This is a genomic window from Sinomicrobium halophytocola, from assembly GCF_052983395.1.
Genome location: NZ_JBRKIT010000011.1, coordinates 203,871 through 225,518, shown reverse-complemented (window position 1 = coordinate 225,518; position 21,648 = coordinate 203,871). Strand labels below are relative to the sequence as shown.

Genomic DNA, 21,648 nt, shown 5'->3' with positions numbered 1-21,648 from the left:
AGAATAAAAATGAATACACACCGCTTTTTGCCAAAATCGATCTTATATCATTTTGCATGGCTATTAACTTTTTTATGTGCCGGCTTTACAACCTCATATGCACAAGATCTGAAATTACATTCACCCGATGGTCGTATAGAACTGTCTGTCCATCTTGGTGATAAAATCTATTATTCTATTAGCTGTGGAGGAGAACTTCTCTTGAAGGAATGCTACCTGCAAATGACCACGGAAGACAAGGTGCTGGGTAAGGTTCCGGAGCTTTCCGATAAAAAATACAGCAGTACGGATAAGGTACTCAGGCCTGTAGTACCATTGAAGTATGCGGAAATACAGGATCATTACAATGCACTCCGTATGGATTTCAAGAATAAATATTCCGTAGAGTTCCGAGCGTATGATGATGGTATTGCTTATCGTTTTATTACCAGTATGAAAAAAGATGTAAAAGTTATGGCAGAGGATTTCGTGATCGGATTTCCCGAAAATTACCAGGCCCATTTGCAGCAGACATCCTCATTCAAAACCTCTTACGAATATCCCTATACCCATGTGAAAACAACCGATTTTACGGAAGAACGTAAAATGTCAACCCTTCCGGTTCTCATAGACACGGGTAAAAAACACAAAATACTTATATCGGAATCCGGCCTGTCCGATTATCCTTGTATGTTTCTCAAGGGAACCGGGAATAACGGAATGCGATCAGTATTTCCCAAATATCCTTTGGAGTTCGGAAAAGATGGGGACCGCAGTGTAACAATAAAGGAAGAGGCCGATTACATAGCCCGGACCTCGGGAAAGAGAAGTTATCCCTGGCGTTATTTCGTAATTGCTACCGAAGACCATCAGCTTATAACCAACAATATGACCTTCAAACTTTCAGAGCCCAATAAAATAGAGGATCCTTCCTGGATAAAGCCGGGACAGGTGAGTTGGGAATGGTGGAATGGTGCTTCACCCTACGGTGTGGATTTTGTTTCCGGTTGTAACCTCGAAACCTATAAGTATTATATCGATTTTGCCTCCCGGTTTGGTATTCCCTACATCATTATGGATGAAGGCTGGGCCAAAAGTACCCGGGATCCTTATACTCCCAATCCTGATGTGAACCTGTTTGAACTTATCCGTTACGGGAAAGAAAAAAATGTTAAGATAGTGCTCTGGCTCACATGGCTTACTGTAGAGAATAATTTTGAGCTGTTTCGCACATTTAAGGAATGGGGTATAGCAGGAGTAAAGATTGATTTTATGGACCGCAGCGACCAGTGGATGGTAAATTACTATGAACGTGTGGCCAGGGAGGCGGCAAAGAACGAGTTGTTTGTAGACTTTCACGGATCGTTCAAGCCCGCCGGGTTGGAAAGGGCATATCCCAATGTGCTGTCGTATGAAGGTGTTCTGGGGATGGAACAAATGGGAAATGCCGTCCCCGATAACAGTATTTATTTTCCTTTTATGAGAAATGCTGTAGGCCCCATGGACTATACTCCCGGGGCTATGATAAGTATGCAGCCCGAAGTATATTGCAGTAGACGACCCAACTCCGCAGGAGTGGGTACCCGTGCCTATCAGATGGCCCTTTTTGTGGTTTTTGAAAGCGGTTTACAGATGCTGGCGGACAGTCCTACCAATTATTACCGGGAGCAGGAATGTACGGAATTTATTACACAGGTACCCACGACCTGGGATGAAACCCGGGTGCTGGCCGTCAAAGTAGGTGAATATGTCCTCGTAGCGAAGCGAAAAGGTAGAAAGTGGTATATAGGTGGGATGGCAAACAGTAAAGAAAAAGAGAGGATTATGGAAATCAGCCTGGACTTTCTCAGTGCTGGAAAAGACTGGAAAATAACCTCTTTTGAAGACGGGATTAATGCAGATCGTCAGGCTATGGATTATAAAAAGAAGGTACGGCAGATTCACAATAAGGAGAAAATAACCGTAAGAATGGTAAGGAATGGAGGCTTTGCCGCTGTAATTGAATGAAGTTTTTTTATCGAGAAATTACCGGGGATTACTATAATAAGTACCGATTTTAAAATGATGGGAGAGACTGCTGCGGACATGCTCCTGAATTGCAGAAAAGAGAAAGTTAAAAGTGTATCCCGCTTCCTGTACAGGAATTCGGTTTAGCCTTCTGAGGGTTGGATAATTGCTCCGTTGTGCAGCATACCGCAGGATTGTTGTTCCCTGCACATTATATACCTTCGTTTTTAACGATAGTAGTAATAACATCATGGTATTATTTTCATTATAAATATCTGTCGATAGAGGATTTAAGACGAAAGGTAAAGCATAGAATTCCCGGATTTGCATTTGAATATCTGGCGGTGGCTGTAATGAGGATGTGAACCTTTATCGGAATACGGCTGAACTCAAGGAAATTCGGCTGAGACCTCATTATCTTAAAAATTATAAAGATAGCAGCACTAAAACCACATTATTCGGAAGAGAATATGATGCTCCTTTTGGGATTGCTCCTGTCGGATTACAAGGTCTTATGTGGCCCAACTCCCCTGAAATATTAGCTAAAGCAGCCTTTAAACATAATATGCCATTCATTTTAAGTTTGGAACTGGACGAAACCAGTAGGAGAGCGACCACATATAGCATTGTGGTTGAGAAATGTAAATAACTCTTTTGGATTGTAACTTGTTTGAATTCAAGTAATTATTTATGTTAGAGGAAATTAAACAAAAAAAGTTTTTGGAATTAATCAAATTATGGTATTATTGTAGAATAGAATAGAACAGTTGTTCGAAATAGAATACTGTTTATAGCAATTTCAAAATATAATTATCCACTGTTAAGCATGAAATATTATATTAACCAGTGTTATTTAAATAGTCGAAAAAATGTCTAAAGATTTATCTGACCTACTTAAAAATTCTATTATATCATTTACAATTTTTTTGGTTTTTTTTCAGGCTTCGGCTCAAAAAATCATTACCATTGAGACAGCTGATAATGCATTGGTATTTGAAGTAAATGAAAGTAAGGAATTAAACACGATTTATTTCGGGGAAAAACTAAAACGTTCTGATGAGTACCTCCAGATCCCCCCTCAGTATACACAAGGAACGGACTACACCGGAATTTACGCTTCGGCATATACCCCCGCCGGTTCCAAGAATCTTCTGGAGCCTGCCATAAATGTAACCCATTCGGATGGTAATACTTCCTTGAGCCTGGAGTATGTCAACACTCAGGTGAATGAGATATCCTCCGGTATAATCCAAACGGAAATCTTATTAAAAGACAAGGTGTACGATTTGGAAGTCCGTCTCTTTTTTAGATCCTATGTGGAAGAGAATGTCATGGAAGCGTGGAGCGCAATAGAAAATAAGGAAAGGGGAGATGTACGGATGCACAAATTCGCATCGGTTAACTTATACTTACACGGGAACAACGATTTTTGGCTGACACATTACAATGGGGACTGGGCACAGGAGATGAAACCTGAAACGTCTAAATTGTCTCATGGTATAAAAACTCTTGACTCCAAGTTGGGGACCAGGGCCAATTTATTTCAGCCTTCTGTATTTACAGTTTCACTTGGGCGTCCGGCTTCGGAGGAAAATGGAACCGTTTTAATGGGAGGATTGGAGTGGTCAGGGAATTTTAAAAATGAGTTTGAAATAGATCCGCTAAACAATTTGCGTATTATTTCGGGAATAAATAACTACTCTTCAGAGTATATTCTAAAGGAAGGGGAGACCTTTGTTACTCCTAAATTCTGGTTTACACTCTCTAATAAAGGTAAAGGCGATGCGAGCCGGAATATTCATAAATGGGCAAGGAGTCAAAAGATCTTGGATGGAGAAGGTTCCCGCTTAACATTATTGAATAACTGGGAAGCTACCTATTTCGATTTTAATGAGAAAAAACTTAAAAAATTGATCGCTGATGCCCGAAAACTGGGCGTGGATATGTTTTTACTTGACGATGGCTGGTTTGGAAATGAGTACCCGAGAAACGGCGATAATGCCGGATTGGGAGATTGGGAGGTAAACCGGAAGAAATTACCGAACGGCATAGGAACTTTGGTTCAGACTGCTGAAAAGAACAACGTTAAATTCGGGATATGGATCGAACCGGAAATGGTAAATCCGGATAGTGATCTGTACCACAAACATCCGGACTGGGTTATTAAACAATCCGGACGTAAAGAACACTATTTCAGAAATCAACTGGTGCTGGATCTTTCAAACCCGGAAGTTCAGGATTTTGTCTATGGAATTGTAGATAAACTTTTCACCGAGAACCCCGATTTGGCATATATTAAATGGGATTGTAATGCGGTAATCTACAATGCGCATTCTGATTTTCTGGGTGAAGATCAATCGGAATTGTATATTAAATATGCGCAGGGACTTTACGACGTTTTGGAAAGAATCAGAAAAAAATACCCTAAGGTGCCTATGATGCTGTGCTCCGGTGGTGGTGGAAGAGTAGATTACGGAGCGCTCGAGTATTTTACGGAGTTCTGGCCAAGTGATAATACGGACCCGCTTGAGAGGGTATACATGCAATGGGAATACTCCTATTTTTATCCGTCGGTAACGATGGCTGCACACGTTACGGATTGGGGAGATCAATCCATAAAATTTAAAACAGATGTAGCAATGATGGGGAAATTAGGGTTTGATATTGTTGTAGAAGAACTGGAGGATGCCGAATTGGAGTTTTGTCAACAAGCAATAAAGAATTATAATGATCTGGAAGGTATTATATGGCAAGGAGATTTGTACAGGCTTCAAAGTCCGTGGGATAATAATGCTGCTTCCCTGATGTATGTAAGTGAAGATCAAAAAGAGGCTGTTGTGTTTAATTACCTGGTAAATTACCGTTATGAAGAAGGAAACCGTACCCCTGTAAAACTTAAAGGTTTGGTTCCGGAAGCGCTATACAAAGTTGAAGAAATAAATGTTTATCCGGGAGAACAGGCCGTTTTTGAGAGCCGGACCTATACGGGAGATTTTTTAATGAAAATAGGCATTAATCCGAATGTGAAAAAAGGCAATCCAAGTGTTGTACTTAAACTAAAAACAGTATCGAAATAGGGTTTATTTGATAGAAGATAATATCTTAGTATAAAATACAGAAGTTAAATGGAGCAAATAATCCGGCAAATCCGGGAATTGGAATCAGTTAATTCCCTGTCAAAACACGAACAGATAGTACAGGGGATATTGAATGCGATCAATGAGAAAAATATTACAAAAGGAGAGATGCTTCCTTCTGTTAATAAAATGATACAGGAATTGGGATTTGCCAGGGAAACGATTGTTAAGGCATATAAAGAACTCATCCATAGCGGAATCATTGAGTCCCAAAACAGGCTTGGGTATTTTGTAGCTACAGAAGATACCCAACAGGAGTTGAAAGTTGCGCTGGTGATTTATGCATTTGATATTTTTCAGGAAACTTTTTATGAAAATTTCAGAAACGGATTAGGAAATAATATACAGCTCGATATTTTTTTTCATCATAATAATTATGATACGTTCGATAACGTCATAAACAGTATTAGAGGGAAATACGGGATGTATGTAATAGCCCCCATTCCACATACCAATACGCCCGAATTATTAAGACTATTGCCGGAAAATAGGGTATTACTGGTCGATCGTTACATAAAGACCAGGGAGAATTACAGTTATATAGTTCAGGAGTTTAAAGACTCTTCTTATGAGGCTTTTTGCAGGCTTAAAGACAAGATGAAAAAGTTTGAACAGGTGGTTTTTTTCTTTAAACCGAATTCAGCAGAACCCACTGATATTCTGGAATCATTTCAGGATTTTGTTAAAGACCATGGGATAAATGCAGTTATCCGGGACAATTATGAACCCGGATCCCTGGAAAAGGGAAAGGTCTACTTCACTATTCATAATCTGGAACTTTGGGAAATGCTTAAAGACACTAAGTCCAAGGGATTTATCCTGGGAAAAGATGTCGGGTTTATATCTCATAATGACGATATTGTCAAGGAAATTATATTTGACGGGGTAACCACCTTTTCTACCGATTTTTCCCTTATGGGTAGAAAAGCAGCCGATTTTATAGTGAAAAAAGAAAAAATCAGGGAAGTGATCCCCACCGTACTGATAGAGAGAAATTCCCTGTAGGTAAATGAATATCTCCACCATTTCGAGTTTTGTGCTTTTTACTTTTCTCGTAGCAGTGATTTCCTGGTGGAAGACCCGGAGAAAAGGTACAGAGACTACTACGGGGCTGTTTTTTGCAAACCGGAAGAATAATTTCTGGGTAGTGGGAGGAGCACTTTTTCTGAGTAATATTAGTGCTAACCAGCTTATCGGCGAAAACGAATCCATCTACATAAACAACATGAGCGTCATTGCCTGGGGAATAAGTTCCGTTGCGGCAATGCTGTTGGTGGCAGAGTTCTTTTTACCGGTATATTTCCGTACCGGGGCTATGACCATTCCGGATTTCCTGGGTAAGAGATACGATGCTTCCACAAAACGACTGGTTTCCCTTGTTTTTCTGGCCAGCTATATCGTAAACCTGCTTCCGGCGGTTCTATATGGCGGTGCCGTTGCCTTTACCGGGATGTTCGATTTTCTCGATCCCCTGAACCTCACTTACTGGCAGAACATATGGGTTGTGGTCTGGGTAATAGGGATTATAGGAAGCCTGTATTCCATACTTGGCGGGCTCCGTGCCATTACCATTTCAGATAGCGTGTTGAGTATAGGCCTGCTGATTACCGGGATCGCCTTTCCGTATTTCGGTTTTAAATACCTGGGTAACGATAGCTGGAAAGACGGTCTGCAACTGGTTTTGTCCGGCCATAAAGAACACCTGAATGCCATCGGAGGAGCCGGTGATGAAATTCCGTTCAGCACCATATTTACGGGGATGTTCATTATTAACCTCTATTACTGGGGGATGGAACAATATATAGTACAACAGGCGATGACGGCCAAAAACCTGTCACATAGCCAAAAGGGGATGGCGCTGGCTTGTGTGGGCAAGTTGCTGTGTCCCTTTCTGATTAATGTTCCCGGAATTCTGGGTGTACACTTATATGAAAGCCTGCCGAATACCGCGGCCGTTTTTCCTTCCGTGGTAAAAGATACCCTGCCCGCGGTTATGACGGGATTAACGGCGGCTGTGGTACTGGGAGCGGCCATTACCACTTTCAATGCCGGACTCAACAGCAGCAGCACCCTGTTTATACTAAATCTCTATAAACCCTGGATGAAGTCACGAAACAAAAAAGTTACAGAACGCATGCTGGTGCGAAACGGAAAGAGGTTTGAGATCGCAATTTCCCTGTTGGCGATGTGCTGTGCTCCGTTTATTATGTTTGTAAAAACGGGGTTTTATACCTATTTGCAGCAACTTACCGGAATGTTTTGTGTGCCCGTCTTTACCATCATATTTATCGGATTTGTTACCAAAAAAGTACCTCCGGGAGCTGCAAAGACCGGGATAGTATTTTTTATTATATCCTACCTCATATGTAATTTTATACTGGATGTATCCCTGCATTACCTGCACTTACTGGGAATACTGTTTGTTCTTACCTCGGCATGTATGCTTCTGTCCGTAAGATGGTTTCCCGAACACCACTACACGGAAAAAATCAAAAAAGGCGTGGATATCTCCCCCTGGAAACACCGGCATTGGGCTTCCATAGCCTTGTTGCTGGGCATGATCCTCGTCTTTGCATTTTTTTCCAAGGCCGGAATCGCGTAGGATTTCGGTTTGGAAGCAGTATTTTCATAGGGTTCTTCGAAAGACATATGAATTCTCAAAAAGATAAAATGCAATATTTTATCACATTTTTTTGATGGATTCTTAAAAAATAATACCGATGGTTATTTAAAATATTTGTATACTTGTATTTTAATAATAGAATAGTATAGTACAGTGTTATCGACTGATACTTTACGACATGAAGAATGCCTACTACATTTATGCATTTTGGTGCTAAATCAATCTATTAACTAAACACAAGTCCACTATGAAAATTCAAATTGGATGTCTATGTCTTTTTTTAACACTGTTTTGCGGCAATGTATTGTTTTCACAGTCCATTGACGGAACAGTGACGGACGAAGAAGGTGTCCCTTTACCCGGTGTAAATATTATGATACAGGGCATACAACAGGGCACCACAACAGATTTTGACGGTAATTATGTTTTACAGAATGTACCCGCCGGAGCTGTTTTGGAATTCAGTTATATCGGGTTTAAAACACAGACGGTAAAAACTGACGAAAAAACTACCATTGATGTAGTAATGGTTATGGATTCCCAGCAACTGGATGAGGTTGTCCTGGTGGGAGCTTCGATGAAAAAAGGCGACCTTACGGGGGCAGTGGTCAATGTCGATGAAAAAGTACTCGAAGAACGCCCTGTTACCAGTATAAACGAAGCACTCCAGGGGAGAGCTTCCGGTGTGTTTATACAGAACGATCCCTCACCGGGAGGGAATGCCAGTATCCGGATCCGTGGTAATAATTCCTTACAATACGGCGGCAATCCCATTTTCGTGGTGGATGGCATTATCATGGATGAGGATTTTAACCTGACCAATATCAATGATGTAGCCTCCATTAACGTACTTAAGGATGCCAGTGCCACGGCATTATACGGTTCCAGGGGTGCCAATGGGGTAGTGGTGGTAACCACAAAAAAGGGTAAAAAAGGAGAAGGGAGTATTACTTATAAGACATGGATAGGTATGCAGGACTTTATTAATGAAAACATTACGCTCAGAGCAAGGGATATGTATAACCTGAGGATCGATGCCCTGGCAAATTCCCATGTTGCAGATGAATATTTCGCAGCACACCCCAATGCTACCAGGCAACAGTTTGTCGATGAAGAGTTGTTGGCTGACGGCTCCAATTGGTTTGCAGACTATGAAAAAGATACCTATGCACAGGGTAAAAGTTATAACTGGCTTGACGAGGTATCCAGAACAGCGATTCAGCAAAACCATGCCATCAGTTTTTCGGGAGGGTCCGAAAAAAGCTCATTTTACCTGAGTTTCGGGTATATCGACCAACAAGGATTGATAAAAAACTCTTCAAATAAGCGTTACACGGGCCGGATTAATGCTGAACACCAGCTCAAGCCCTGGATCAAGGTGGGAACCAATACTGCATACACACAATCTGTAAATGAAGAAGTGGACGGGGCTGTTTTTGAAGATGCCCGTGCAGCCAACCCTTTGTTGCCTATAGAAAGATACAGGGATACTTTGTTTTTGGCCTGGGGAAACAACTGGGATATCAATGCGGAAAATCCTTTGAATACCCTGCGAATAGATAAAGACAGGACAAGGAGTAAAATAACATCTTCAAACTATGCGGAGATCACTCCTGTAGAGGGACTTAAGATAAGAACTACTTTTGCCATTGATCACGTCAGACAGGAATATTACGAATATATTCCACAGGATATCCAACAGGCGAAAAGGGATTCGTACCAAGGGCAGGCTGTTCATAATTTCGATCAGTCCAGCTACATCCAGTGGGATAATTCTGTGACTTACGATACAAGTTTCGGCAAACACACCCTCAATGCCCTGGTATCTACCAGTATGAGCAGGGACAAGTTTAGTTATTCCAATACAAGGGCCAGGGGATTTCCTATTGATGATTTTAGTTATCACAATCTGGGAGGAGCCTTTGATAAAGAAAATTTTGCACTCGGTTCCGATTTTTCCGCTTCTACCCTGATGTCCTATCTCGGAAGAGTGAATTACAACTTTGACAACCGCTATTTTGTGACCTTGACCGGTAGGTTTGATGGGTCTTCCCGTTTTGCGGAGGGAAATAAATGGGGCTTTTTCCCGTCTGTGGCGCTTTCCTGGAACGTGGTCAATGAAGACTTTATGAAAGAACAGGACCTGTTCGACCTTCTGAAACTACGTCTGGGATACGGAAGTGTAGGAAACCAGGGTATACCCAACTACGCTTTTTACAGCTTGTATGTTCCCAGGTATTCAGATGAAAAGGTTTCTTTTGTTGCCTCAGAATTAGAAGGTAGGCCCGGACTTACCTGGGAGAAACAGCACCAGTTTAATATAGGAGTAGATATGGCTCTATTGAATAATCGGCTGACCATTAATGCGGAGTATTTCGATATTGTAAACTCCGACCTGTTGATAAGACATGATATAACAAGAATCTACGGAGGATTCGGTGAAACGATAGAGAATATAGGGGAGGTGACCAACAGGGGAGTAGAACTGTCTTTAAATGGGATACTCGTGGATAACGATGATCTCCGGTGGGATGTTTCTGCCAATTTTTCTACGGATAAAAACAAGATCACGAAGCTCTACCAGGATGTAGATGCCATATATAATACCGGGGGGTTTACCGGGAACGAGATACAGAGGACCGGGAATTTTTTCCTGAACGAATCACTGAATTCCATCTATACTTATGAATTCGACCGGATCATCCAGCCCGAAGATATGGATTACGTCAACAGTCTGCAATTGCCGGGAAAAACATTGCAACCCGGTGATATCCTCCCCAAAGACCAGCAGGCCGAAGGAGAAGAAGGCCACGGGATTATCGATGAGAATGACCGTGTTATTGTAGGAAAACAGGACCCCAAGTTTTACGGAGGGTTTTCCACCGGTGTGACCTGGAAAAATTTTTCCCTTAATTCTGTTTTCACCTATTCTTATGGTGCCAAAAAGATAAGCGGCTATTACGAAGGGTTGATGAGCGGAACAGGTTTCGGGCCGGCACATACGGATATGCTCAACCGCTGGACCCCTGAGAATATGAATACCAATATCCCCAGGGCTACTTACGATAACTCGCAGCGCTTCGGTACCGGGGAAACCTCGTGGGGGTTGCAGGATGGCTCTTATCTGAGACTTTCCACGGTGACGCTTGCTTATAATTTCCCCGGAGATGTGCTTCAGAAATTCGGACTCTCAAACCTGAGGGTCTATATGACCGGTAACAACCTGCATACGTGGACAAAATACAAGGGCTATGACCCCGAAAACGGGGATTGGTACCCTACCGCGAGAATGTTTGCGACCGGTATCGATATTACTTTTTAAAACACTGTATTCTTAATGCATAAAAATGACCAAAAATGGAAAAAATCATAAAATACAGATTGTGGCTGGTGTTGGTAATGATCACTTCGCTTCAGATGATTTCCTGTTCCGACTTCCTGGAAGAGGATCCGTATACCAGCCTCACGGAAGAAGAAGTTTTCGGAGATGAGGAGAAACTTTCCCTGTTGATATCGGGGCTATATACGCAATGGAGAGGAACCCGACAGGATCGTAGTATGTTGTATATCAGCCTGGGTACGGATGAAGGAAAACAGGGAGGACAACAGGTCTTGGAAAACAATATGCAGGCTGCCCTCGACAAATATGACGGGGCACTTAGGGCTCCCAATACAGCGGTCACAGGTGAATGGAATAAACGATGGGAGATTGTCAGTCCCGCAGCCAAGGGAGTATACTATGCACCTAACAACACACTTAAGGCAGAAGCAGCTTTTATCCGGGCAGCGGTCAACTTCGAACTCACTATGTTCTGGGGTCCCATCCCGATCATTGACATTGAGGATATGAAAGTGACAAGGCAACCCATTACAGAGGTTTATCCCTTTATCATCCGGGACCTGGAATTTGCGGCAGAACATTTACCTTCTACCCAGGAAGACAGGAAAATGCCTACAAAAGGAGCCGCTCAGGCATTGCTGGGCAAAGTATATATGTACGCCCCTGACGAATCGGGAGTGAGGGATTATCAGAAAGCTATAGAATACTTTGACATGGTTATACCGAATTATTCCCTGATCCCGGATTATGCAGACCTGTTCGATACTACGCTGGACCAGAATACCAGCGAAGTTATATATGCATTTCAATTTGATCATCTTGAGCCGGATAATAACATGGTGCAGCATCATGCAGGATCAAGGGCGGTGGCCGATCTGGATGGCAACACCTATTTTGGGGGATATGATCTTGCACTCCCCACCGAATATTATTACGAAGATGTCTGGGAAGGCCTGGAAGAAGACACCAGGAGGGAAGCCAGTATTCGTTACGACTTTACCCTTCCGGATGGAAGAGAACCCCAAATTACATGGACTGGCCAGTCGGATGAGCTGGAACCCCATACCCGAAAGTTTGAAGATATCCGTACGCAAGGAGAGCAGAATTTCTGGTATTCGGGAGGGTTGATTTATTATCTTAGGCTTGCGGACATTCTGTTGTGCAAAGCAGAGTGTTTAAACGAGATAGGAAATACTTCCGAAGCCGTGAATTTAGTAAATTCTACAGTCCGGACCAGGGCCTTTGGAGGAACCTTATCTGTGGAACAGGCCTGGTCGTCCGGGATGTCACAAGCCGAATTCAGGACGCAGATTCTTGACGAAAGGATGCGGGAACTCGGTTTTGAAGGCTGGCGCAGGATGGACCTTATCCGTACAGAAAACTTCGTTCCTTATATAAAAGAACGGAACCCCTGGGCAAATGAGTCCGGAACCATTCAGGAGTTTCACCAATGGTGGCCGATCCCCGACACCGAAATCAAGCAGAATGAAAATATAAACACGGAAGATCAGAACCCGGGATATTAAATACAAAGGTCTGGTTCGGATGGTTTCCTGAAAAACCAGCCCTTTATTAAAAAACAAGCAGTATCATGAAATATGTATTTGTTAATCTAAAAAGATCGATCACCGTGTCAGGGCTTCTTTTGTTGTTTATAAGCTGCGGAAAAAAAGACATAGCTCCGGAATTATCTTCAAAAGATGGCCTGAACACAATTACGTTATCACTGGATGAAGACGGGGCACTTTACTACCAGGTAAATAGAAGTGGAGAAATCGTAATTAAAAAGTCTCCGTTGGGACTGGTTTGTAATGATCAGGATTTCACACAAGGATTGACAATAAGCGAAGTCTCCCCTGTTCGGGAAAGCAGGGAAAACTATCAGTTAAAGGTCAGTAACAGCAAACAAACAGACCATGTATTTGAGCGTAAAAGTGTAACCTTTAAAAATAATTCCGGAGCTTTAATAACAGTCGATTTAATTGCCGGTGAAGAAGGAGTCGCTTTTCGGTACCGGTTTCCCGAAACGCAAAAGAAAGAACGCATTATAGAAGAAGAAATAACGGGATTTCATATCGAGAAAAATGCAAAAGGCTGGTTGCAGCCTTACAATAAGGCAGGGGATTATACCCCGGGATATGAGGATTTTTATTTTAATGTAAACCCGGGAGATGCTATTTCCAATCCGCGAAACCCATCTGTGGGGTGGTGTATGCCCGCACTTTTCAATGTAAATGATAAAAGGAATTGGGTCCTTATTGCTGAATCGGGAACCGATGGTTCCTATGCAGGCTGTCATTTGGGCCCCGATTCAAAAGGAGGGATTTATAAAATTGCCTTTGCAAAAAAAGACGAAAAATTTACGCTTCCTATAGATGAGCAAACAAGTGCCAAACCTAAATCCGATCTTCCCTGGACTATGCCGTGGAGAGTTATTATTATGGGAGATGAGGCCGGCGATATATTGCTTTCAAGCCTGGTGACCGATCTGGCACCGGCATCGAAGATCGAAGACACTTCATGGATCGAATCGGGGAAGGCATCTTGGTCCTGGTGGTCTCACCCAGACGATCACTCTCCTGAAATTTATAATGAGTTTACAAATCTGGCCGCCGATTTTGGTTGGGAGTACACGCTGTTCGATGCCGGGTGGGAAGAAGCGAACAAAAAAGGCGCTATTATAGATAGTGCCATATCCAAAGGGATTAAACCTATGGTTTGGGGATATTCGGCAAATTATTTTAACCCGGAAGAAAGAAAGAAACGTTTTAAGGAATTGGCAGCCATGGGGGTTAAAGGAGTTAAAATTGACTTTTGGTGCTCTGACCGGCAGGAAGTAATGGATGCTTTACAGTCGGTGTTCGAAGATGCTGCCAATGAACATTTGATGGTAAATCTTCATGGCACTACTGTCCCGAGGGGTTGGCATAGGACCTGGCCTAATTTTATGACCGCAGAAGCAATTTTGGGAACTGAAAGTTATTTTTATGAAGAAAGATTTCCCGAAAAGGCTGCGGAACAGAATACAATATCACCTTTTACAAGAAATGTTGCCGGCCCTGCAGATTATACACCTGTGGCGCTTACCATTCGAAAATTTCCCCGTTTAACTACTGCGGTACACGAGTTGGCCACCCCAATGATATATACTTCAGGAGTTATTCATTTTGCTGATTCCAAAGAGTCATTTGAATCATTACCTGAGGATATTAAAAAGTTGTTGAAGGAAATGCCGGCCACATGGGAAAAAACAGAATGTATTATTGGTGAGCCAGGTAAAGCGATAGTACTTTCACGTCAAAAGGATTCGCTCTCTTATATTGTTGGAATTAACGGAACCAATGAAGAGATGCCGGTTAATCTGGATCTTAACGAATATAGTGATCAATTCTCAGATTTCAGGATAATTACAGAAGGGAAAGATCCATTAATGGAATTCGATAGTAATATCTATCCTATAGATTCCAATTGGTCTTACACTATGGCACCTAGAGGAGGATTTATCATTCAATTTATTAATACCGGGAACAAAGAATAGGTTTTTCCATAGGGAAACAGGCTCGGTGTTAATAGAACCCGATTTATTTTTGATTGATAGTCAGTTACTTGTTTTACAGTGTCAGAGAATAACCAGGTGGTTTTTCAATCCGAAATCGAAAATCACATAGGATCCAGTTTATCCATAGCAGATACAAAGTTATGGGTATTAATAGGGTACGGCCAAATCCATGGATTTGGCGGTGCCTTATAATAATTTTGTCTCTCTTAAAAACCAGCCAATGAAAAACACAATTACTTTAAACGAAATTTTATCGGATTATAAATACCTGTTATTTACCATAATATTATGCATATGTGGTCAGAATAAGAGCTATAGCAATTCGGATAACGAAGCAGGAATGGCGTCACATTATAATCATTTCTATGGCAATTTATACATTGAAGGGGAATATGAAGCCGAAGATGGAGCATTGTTCAATGGCGCTACCATACAAGGATGTGATAGCTGTTCGGGAGGGGAACAGGTAGGCGATCTGGGAGGAACAAACCAGAGTTATTTTACCTATGATGTGCAAGTGGCCGAGACAGGGATGTATACGCTACGATTGAGTTTTTCTTCCGGAGATCCCCGTTCCATTTTTATTTCGGCAAATGGCGATAGTCCTAAAGAAGTGGTTTGCGAAAGCGGTGGCTGGACAACAGTTGCGGAAACAAACCTGGAGATTGAACTCCATAGTGGTGTGAATACTATTAAGTTCTTTAATGATACCGGTTACGGCCCTAATATAGATAAGTTTTCACTTTCCTATATTGAAGAAAACGGCACTTTTTACGAAGCCGAAGATGGAGAGTTGTTCGATGGTGCAACCATACAGGGATGTGATAGCTGTTCGGGTGGAGAACAAGTAGGTGATCTGGGAGGAACTAACCAAAGTTATTTTACCTATGATGTGGAGGCGGCTGAGGCAGGGATATATAAATTACGGTTGAGTTTTTCTTCCGGGGACCCCCGTTCCATTTTTATTTCAGCAAACAATGGTGCAGCCATTGGTGTTGTTTGCGAAAGCGGCGGATGGACTACTGTCGCAGAAAAGGACTTGCAAATTGAACTTGATAGTGGGATAAATACCATAAAGTTTTTCAATGACACCGGTTATGGCCCCAATATAGACGGGTTTTCCCTGGAGCTAATAGAGGAAGATACTGGGAATTGTGAAAATTGCAGTATCTATGATTACGGTAGTGATGGTCAAATTGTATACGACAGAACAAACGGTACCTTTAACGTTTATAAGCAGGATCTGTTAATCATTCAAAGAGCCTACTCGGAAGTGTCCAGCTCGGGTACTATAATTTCTTCCAAGAATTACTCAGAACGAACAATAAGTCAAAGTAGTTTTTCCGATAACACGGGGGAAGGAGAAAAGATTTTGGTGGAATTAAATGATGATGACCTGCCTGAAATGAAACAGGTTTTTTACACCTATTCCGACAAGCCGTTTTTTTTAATGGAAGTATTTCTTGAAGATACGGAAAGCCTGGAAAGCAATTATATGGCTCCATTAATATCTTCTATGGTTACTATTAATGCTGTTGGTGATAATCGCGTGTTGGACGTTCCTTTTGATAATGATGCATGGGTTAGATATAACTCGATATCCACAGCGGGCAGCATTAGCAGTATAAGTTCTGAAGTTATGGCGTTTTATGAAAATAACAGTCGTAATGGATTGATTGCCGGGTCGGTTGAACATACGGTATGGAAAACAGGCGTTGAAAGTAGTGGTTCCGGAAATTCTTTAAATCAACTCCGTATCTGGGGAGGTTACACTTCTTCTTCGGGAACAAGAGACCAGGCTCCACATGGAAAGATCAACGGAAATTCATTAAAATCCCCCAAAATTCTCATCGGCTTCTTTCAGGATTGGAGAGAGGGTATGGAAGCCTATGGTTATACCAATAAAATGGCAGATGGAAGGTATATTGGCGATTGGACCGGGTCAACTCCTTTCGGATGGAATAGCTGGGGAAGCATACAATCGGATATCACACTTGATAAAGCCAAATCGGTGGTTGATTTTTTTGCTGATGAGATCCCGATGTTCAGAAGTGACGATACGGCTTACATAGATTTAGATTCTTATTGGGACAACCTGGTAGATGGAGGTTTGGAAGGAGACTTTACTAAATTATCGGAATTTGTTCAATATTGCAAAAGCCATGATCTAAAGCCCGGAATTTACTGGGCACCTTTTGTGGACTGGGGAAAATATGATAGAAAAGTAGAGGGCAGCAGTTACAATTACGCAGCAACCTGGACCAATGTGGAAGGTGAATACCATGATGTGGACGGAGCCAGGGCGATGGATCCGACCCATCCCGGTACAAAGGATAGAATGAATCTGGTCATTGATAAATTTAAACAAGCCGGTTTTGAAATGATCAAAATCGATTTTATAGGGCATGCTGCTGCCGAAGCAACTTCCTTTTATGATCCCGATGTTACAACAGGAATGCAGGCATTCAAATCGGGAATGGAATATTTATCGGATAGAATTGGAGATGATATGTTGGTTTACGCGGCAATTTCACCAAACCTGGCCACAGGTCGATACGTGCATGCACGAAGAATCGCCTGTGATGCTTATGCGGATATTAATGCTACGGAATATACATTGAACAGTACTACCTATGGCTGGTGGCAGTCAAAAATATATGATTACATTGATGCGGATCATATCGTCTTCGGGAATTCATCTGAGGGTGAAAACCGGGCCAGACTGGCCTCTGCCATTGTCAACGGAAGCATTTTTACCGGGGACGATTATTCAACTTCCGGCCAATGGACAGACCGGACTAAAGCGCTTTTACAGAATGAACGTATTTTGAATCTGGCCCGGGAGGGAAGTGCTTTTACTCCCGTGGAAGGCAATACCGGTCAAACCGCAAGTGAATTATTTATTCATCAATTTGAGGGGAAGTATTACCTGGCAGTTTTTAATTATGGCGAAGAAAAGGCTTTTAACATCAATTTGAACAGACTGGGAATAAATGCAGGGAGCTATTGTATTACGGAAGTATTCTCAGGAGATAAGTTTTCATCGAATGGCGATAATTTTAATGTTACGATGGGTGCAAAGGATGCTGCCATATATGAATTTAACGCAGGAGAAAATTCCTGCGTATTTTCATTGCCGGATAATTACAAACTCCGATCCACAGATGTAAGTTGCCATGGAAAAGCCGATGGAGCCATAGCTATAGAATTAAAAGATCCGGAATACACATATACGATCCGTATTTCAGATCAGGAACCGGTTGTACTTCCTGCCCATACCGATCATTATGATTTAGAGGGGTTATCTGCCGGGGTTTATGAAATATGTTTTACGATTAATGAGGTTGAAGATTACAAACAATGTTTTGATATAACTGTCAACCAGCCGGGCTCGATTACTGCATTTTCAAATTATGATAAGAAAAAAGGAGCAATTCATCTTGATTTAAAAGGTGCGGAAAGGTATTATGTGAGTTTAAACGGGAAAGAACAGTTCTATAAATCCGGGGTTCACGAATTAAAATTGAAGAAAGGATTAAATGAATTAAGTGTTAAGGGAGATTTGGAATGTCAGGGGACCTATTCTGAGGAAATTTATGTGTCTCAAGGTATTAAAGTGTACCCCAACCCGACAGATGATTTGGTTCAGGTGGCCATTCCCACTATAGAAAAAACGGTCATGGTAGGCATTTTTGATCTGCAGGGAAGATCAATTAAAAATTATGAAGCGAAGGTTAGCGATTCAGAAATTGTAATTGATATGGGAAACGTGAATAGCGGAACGTATCTGATCCGTATCTCCGGTAATGAGTTCAATCAAACTGTAAAGGTTTTGAAAAAATGAGAAATATTCTACATATTGTATTGAGTTTTTCCATTCTTATAGCAGGAGGCTGTAATGATGATGATATGCCCACTGTTATTCCCGAAGATGTTGAGTTAATATCTCCTTTAAAAGACCAGATATGTGAGCAGGGAGTTAACTCCGAGGCAGATAAAAGCAGGATATTTTTTGAATGGGAACAGGCAGAAAATGCGCAAAGCTATGATCTGGTTGTTAATGACCTGGAGACCGGTGAAAACTTTATTACTTACAAAAAGATATATGATACGAAAAAGGAATTGGAGTTAGTACACAATCGCGCATACGCATGGTATGTGATATCAAAAAATACCAGTACTGATGAAACCGGGATAAGCCCTACATGGAATTTTTTCTTTGTAGGCGAGCCAAAAGACAATTACGCTCCGTTTCCTGCCGACATTCTTTATCCGGACTACGGCAATACCATTCAATCTTCTGATGGAATGGTGACCTTAAAATGGGAAACTTCAGATCCGGATGGAGACGATTTGTTTTATACCTTGTATCTGGACGAGATTGACGGTATGCAGGAGCCCCTGGATAATTTCAGAAAAATTGAGAGTACGACTTTTACGCTTCAACTGGATAAGGGTAAAACATATTATTGGAGAATAAAAGCTTCCGACGGAACCAACAGTAGTTATTCTCAGGTATATACCTTTAGTATTAATTAATGATAAAAAAATATATGATGTCCGGATTTGTTAAAAGACAACGTTTGGTTTTTGTAACCTGTTTGATCGTTTTTAATATCCCGAAGGCGGAATCTCAGGAAAATGACAATGTCATCTGGTACAACCGGCCGGCTAAAATATGGGAAGAAACCCTTCCCCTGGGAAACGGACGTTTGGGACTCACACCGGATAGTGGTGTCCAAACCGATAAAATTGTATTGAACGATATTACTTTATGGTCAGGGCAGCCGGAGGACGCCAATAAAGTCAATGCCCATACTTATTTACCACAGATCAGGACACTTTTAAAGGAAGGAAAGAATAAAGAGGCCGAAGCCATTATCAACAGGCATTTTGTTGCAGAGGGTGCCGGGTCCGGTAGTGGGAACGGAGCTGATGTGCCCTTCGGATGTTATCAAACTTTAGGAAACCTTTATCTTGAGTTCGGGCATGAGGATGGAGAAAAAAAGGATGTCACGGATTATATTAGAAAACTTGATCTTAATACGGCTGTTGCTTTCTGTAGCTATAAGGTGAACGGAATAACTTATAAGCGCGAATATTTTACAAGTTTTGATGATGATCTGGCTATTGTGAAATTATCGGCCAGTGAAGCAGGAATGATTAGTTTGAAAGTTAGAATGGACAGGCAGGAGCGATTCGAGACTTTTACCCGTGACAATAGTCTTGTGATGAAGGGGCAATTAAACAACGGTACAGATGGTAAAGGGATGCGTTATAAAGTTAAGCTGCAACCAATACTTAAAGGTGGAAGCCTTCATGTGGCGGATAATGAATTGCTTGTTAAGAATGCGGATCAGGTTATTCTATTTATTTCGACTGCTACCGATTATAAAATGAAAAATTATGAAACGGTAATTGATAAAGAATTAGAAAATGCTCAAACAAAGACTTATGCATTGCAAAAAAAGAACCATATAGCTTCTTATTCGAAATATTTTGATAGGGTTGATGTGCAATTGGGATCCTCGTCACGTGGCGATCTTCCAACAGATCAACGCCTGGAAGAATTTTTGAAAAATGAAGATAAGGACGATGCTTTGGCTTCGCTGTTTTTTCAGTTCGGCCGCTATTTGAGTATTTCCAGTACAAGACCTGGCCTGTTGCCCCCGAACTTACAGGGGCTTTGGGCAAAAAACGTACAAACGCCATGGAATGGCGATTATCATTTGGATGTGAACGTACAGATGAATCACTGGCCTTTGGAAACGGTCAATCTTTCAGAACTGAACCTGCCACTGAAAGATCTGGTAGCAGGAATGGTGGAACCCGGAAAAAAAACAGCAAAGGCCTATTATAATTCAGACGGGTGGGTTGCTCATGTTATTACAAACATTTGGGGGTATACGGCCCCGGGGGAACAGGCTTCCTGGGGGATTTCAAATGCAGGTTCCGGATGGTTGTGCAATAATTTATGGCAGCATTATTTATATACGAAAGATATTAAGTACCTGAAAGAAATATATCCCATACTGAAAGGGGTTGCACGGTTTTATCTGGATATGCTTATAAAAGACCCCGAAACGGGCTGGTGGGTAACCGCCCCTTCCGTATCTCCGGAGAATTCGTTTTACCTTCCCGATGGTGAACAAACCAATATCTGTATGGGCCCTACCATTGACAACCAGATCGTCAGAGAGCTTTTTTTGAACATCCTGGAGGCCTCAAATGTTTTGGATACGGATGCTGACTTTTGTGATAAATTAAAGGCAAAGTTAAAGGGAATTCCTCCGGTAGCTGTCATTGCCGAAGACGGGCGGATAATGGAATGGCTGCGTCCGTATAAAGAAGTGGATACCCACCACAGGCATATTTCACATCTTTACGGACTTTACCCGGGGAACCTGATCACTCCCGAACATACACCAGAGTTGGCTGAAGCGGCCAGGAAAACGTTGATTGCACGGGGCGATGACGGCCCAAGCTGGACCATTGCCTATAAAATGTTGTTTTGGGCCCGCCTGAAAGATGGAGATCATGCATTTGATTTGTTGTCCAATATTTTAAGGCCCACTACAAATACGGACATCAATTATGGTGATGGAGGAGGAGTATATCCGAATTTACTGTCCGCCGGTCCGCCCTTTCAGATTGACGGCAATTTTGGTGCTACGGCAGGCATTGCTGAGATGCTTTTACAAAGTCATTCCGGAATTATTGAATTGTTGCCCGCTCTACCCGCTCAATGGGCGGAATCGGGGTTATATAAAGGTCTAAAAGCTCAGGGAGGATATACTGTCGATCTGAAATGGAGAAATGGAAAGGTCACGGAATTTAAAATTTATTCGGACTCGGTTGAATCCATAGATATAAAGGTCAACGGTCGCATTAAAGCTGTAACAACAATAAAAAGAATTTAATGAATTCTATAAGATTGCGATACTGGACCGGTATCGGGCAATAGAAATGATGTGTTTTCTGGCTCTGATAGCAATGGGCATAT

Annotated in this window: 10 protein-coding genes and 1 pseudogene; all 11 read left to right on the top strand. The window is 41.8% G+C overall.

What is annotated here, in order from left to right; translation table 11 throughout:
- The first annotated feature begins 9 nt into the window (after window positions 1-9).
- On the top strand, window positions 10-1,986 hold the full coding sequence (locus tag ACVBDY_RS03150; RefSeq protein WP_447174014.1) for a glycoside hydrolase family 97 protein: 1,977 nt from the start codon (window positions 10-12) through the stop codon (window positions 1,984-1,986).
- A gap of 242 nt (window positions 1,987-2,228) precedes the next feature.
- Window positions 2,229-2,569, top strand: a pseudogene (locus tag ACVBDY_RS03145) (alpha-hydroxy acid oxidase); the annotation flags it as partial.
- 286 nt (window positions 2,570-2,855) lie between these two features.
- On the top strand, window positions 2,856-5,063 hold the full coding sequence (locus ACVBDY_RS03140; protein ID WP_447174013.1) for an alpha-galactosidase: 2,208 nt from the start codon (window positions 2,856-2,858) through the stop codon (window positions 5,061-5,063).
- A gap of 48 nt (window positions 5,064-5,111) precedes the next feature.
- Window positions 5,112-6,128 (top strand): GntR family transcriptional regulator, encoded by a 1,017-nt coding sequence (locus tag ACVBDY_RS03135; protein WP_447174012.1) that lies wholly within the window; start codon window positions 5,112-5,114, stop codon window positions 6,126-6,128.
- A 4-nt stretch (window positions 6,129-6,132) separates the two neighbouring features.
- Complete coding sequence (locus ACVBDY_RS03130; protein WP_447174011.1) at window positions 6,133-7,725, top strand: solute:sodium symporter family transporter; 1,593 nt, start codon at window positions 6,133-6,135, stop codon at window positions 7,723-7,725.
- A 268-nt stretch (window positions 7,726-7,993) separates the two neighbouring features.
- Complete coding sequence (locus ACVBDY_RS03125) at window positions 7,994-11,068, top strand: SusC/RagA family TonB-linked outer membrane protein (RefSeq protein WP_447174010.1); 3,075 nt, start codon at window positions 7,994-7,996, stop codon at window positions 11,066-11,068.
- A gap of 35 nt (window positions 11,069-11,103) precedes the next feature.
- Window positions 11,104-12,612 carry a RagB/SusD family nutrient uptake outer membrane protein gene (locus ACVBDY_RS03120; RefSeq protein WP_447174009.1) on the top strand — a complete coding sequence of 503 codons (1,509 nt, stop codon included), beginning with the start codon at window positions 11,104-11,106 and terminating at the stop codon, window positions 12,610-12,612.
- A gap of 65 nt (window positions 12,613-12,677) precedes the next feature.
- Window positions 12,678-14,624 carry a glycoside hydrolase family 97 protein gene (locus tag ACVBDY_RS03115; RefSeq protein ID WP_447174008.1) on the top strand — a complete coding sequence of 649 codons (1,947 nt, stop codon included), beginning with the start codon at window positions 12,678-12,680 and terminating at the stop codon, window positions 14,622-14,624.
- Between the two features lie 241 nt (window positions 14,625-14,865).
- Entirely contained in the window at window positions 14,866-18,489 is a 3,624-nt protein-coding gene (locus tag ACVBDY_RS03110; RefSeq protein ID WP_447174007.1) for a T9SS type A sorting domain-containing protein, read from the top strand.
- Complete coding sequence (locus tag ACVBDY_RS03105; RefSeq protein ID WP_447174006.1) at window positions 18,486-19,184, top strand: hypothetical protein; 699 nt, start codon at window positions 18,486-18,488, stop codon at window positions 19,182-19,184. Before ACVBDY_RS03110 ends, ACVBDY_RS03105 begins: the two co-directional genes overlap by 4 nt.
- Window positions 19,184-21,565, top strand: coding sequence for a glycoside hydrolase family 95 protein (locus ACVBDY_RS03100; RefSeq protein WP_447174005.1), 2,382 nt, complete (start codon window positions 19,184-19,186; stop codon window positions 21,563-21,565). Before ACVBDY_RS03105 ends, ACVBDY_RS03100 begins: the two co-directional genes overlap by 1 nt.
- Window positions 21,566-21,648: the final 83 nt, after the last annotated feature.

What these genes read in the sequence shown, in the direction of transcription:
- ACVBDY_RS03110 (WP_447174007.1), top strand. Translation starts at nt 14,866, where the DNA reads ATGAAAAACACAATTACTTTAAACGAAATTTTATCGGATTATAAATAC.
- ACVBDY_RS03125 (WP_447174010.1), top strand. Translation starts at nt 7,994, where the DNA reads ATGAAAATTCAAATTGGATGTCTATGTCTTTTTTTAACACTGTTTTGC.
- ACVBDY_RS03150 (WP_447174014.1), top strand. Translation starts at nt 10, where the DNA reads ATGAATACACACCGCTTTTTGCCAAAATCGATCTTATATCATTTTGCA.
- ACVBDY_RS03140 (WP_447174013.1), top strand. Translation starts at nt 2,856, where the DNA reads ATGTCTAAAGATTTATCTGACCTACTTAAAAATTCTATTATATCATTT.
- ACVBDY_RS03120 (WP_447174009.1), top strand. Translation starts at nt 11,104, where the DNA reads ATGGAAAAAATCATAAAATACAGATTGTGGCTGGTGTTGGTAATGATC.
- ACVBDY_RS03130 (WP_447174011.1), top strand. Translation starts at nt 6,133, where the DNA reads ATGAATATCTCCACCATTTCGAGTTTTGTGCTTTTTACTTTTCTCGTA.
- ACVBDY_RS03135 (WP_447174012.1), top strand. Translation starts at nt 5,112, where the DNA reads ATGGAGCAAATAATCCGGCAAATCCGGGAATTGGAATCAGTTAATTCC.
- ACVBDY_RS03105 (WP_447174006.1), top strand. Translation starts at nt 18,486, where the DNA reads ATGAGAAATATTCTACATATTGTATTGAGTTTTTCCATTCTTATAGCA.
- ACVBDY_RS03100 (WP_447174005.1), top strand. Translation starts at nt 19,184, where the DNA reads ATGATAAAAAAATATATGATGTCCGGATTTGTTAAAAGACAACGTTTG.
- ACVBDY_RS03115 (WP_447174008.1), top strand. Translation starts at nt 12,678, where the DNA reads ATGAAATATGTATTTGTTAATCTAAAAAGATCGATCACCGTGTCAGGG.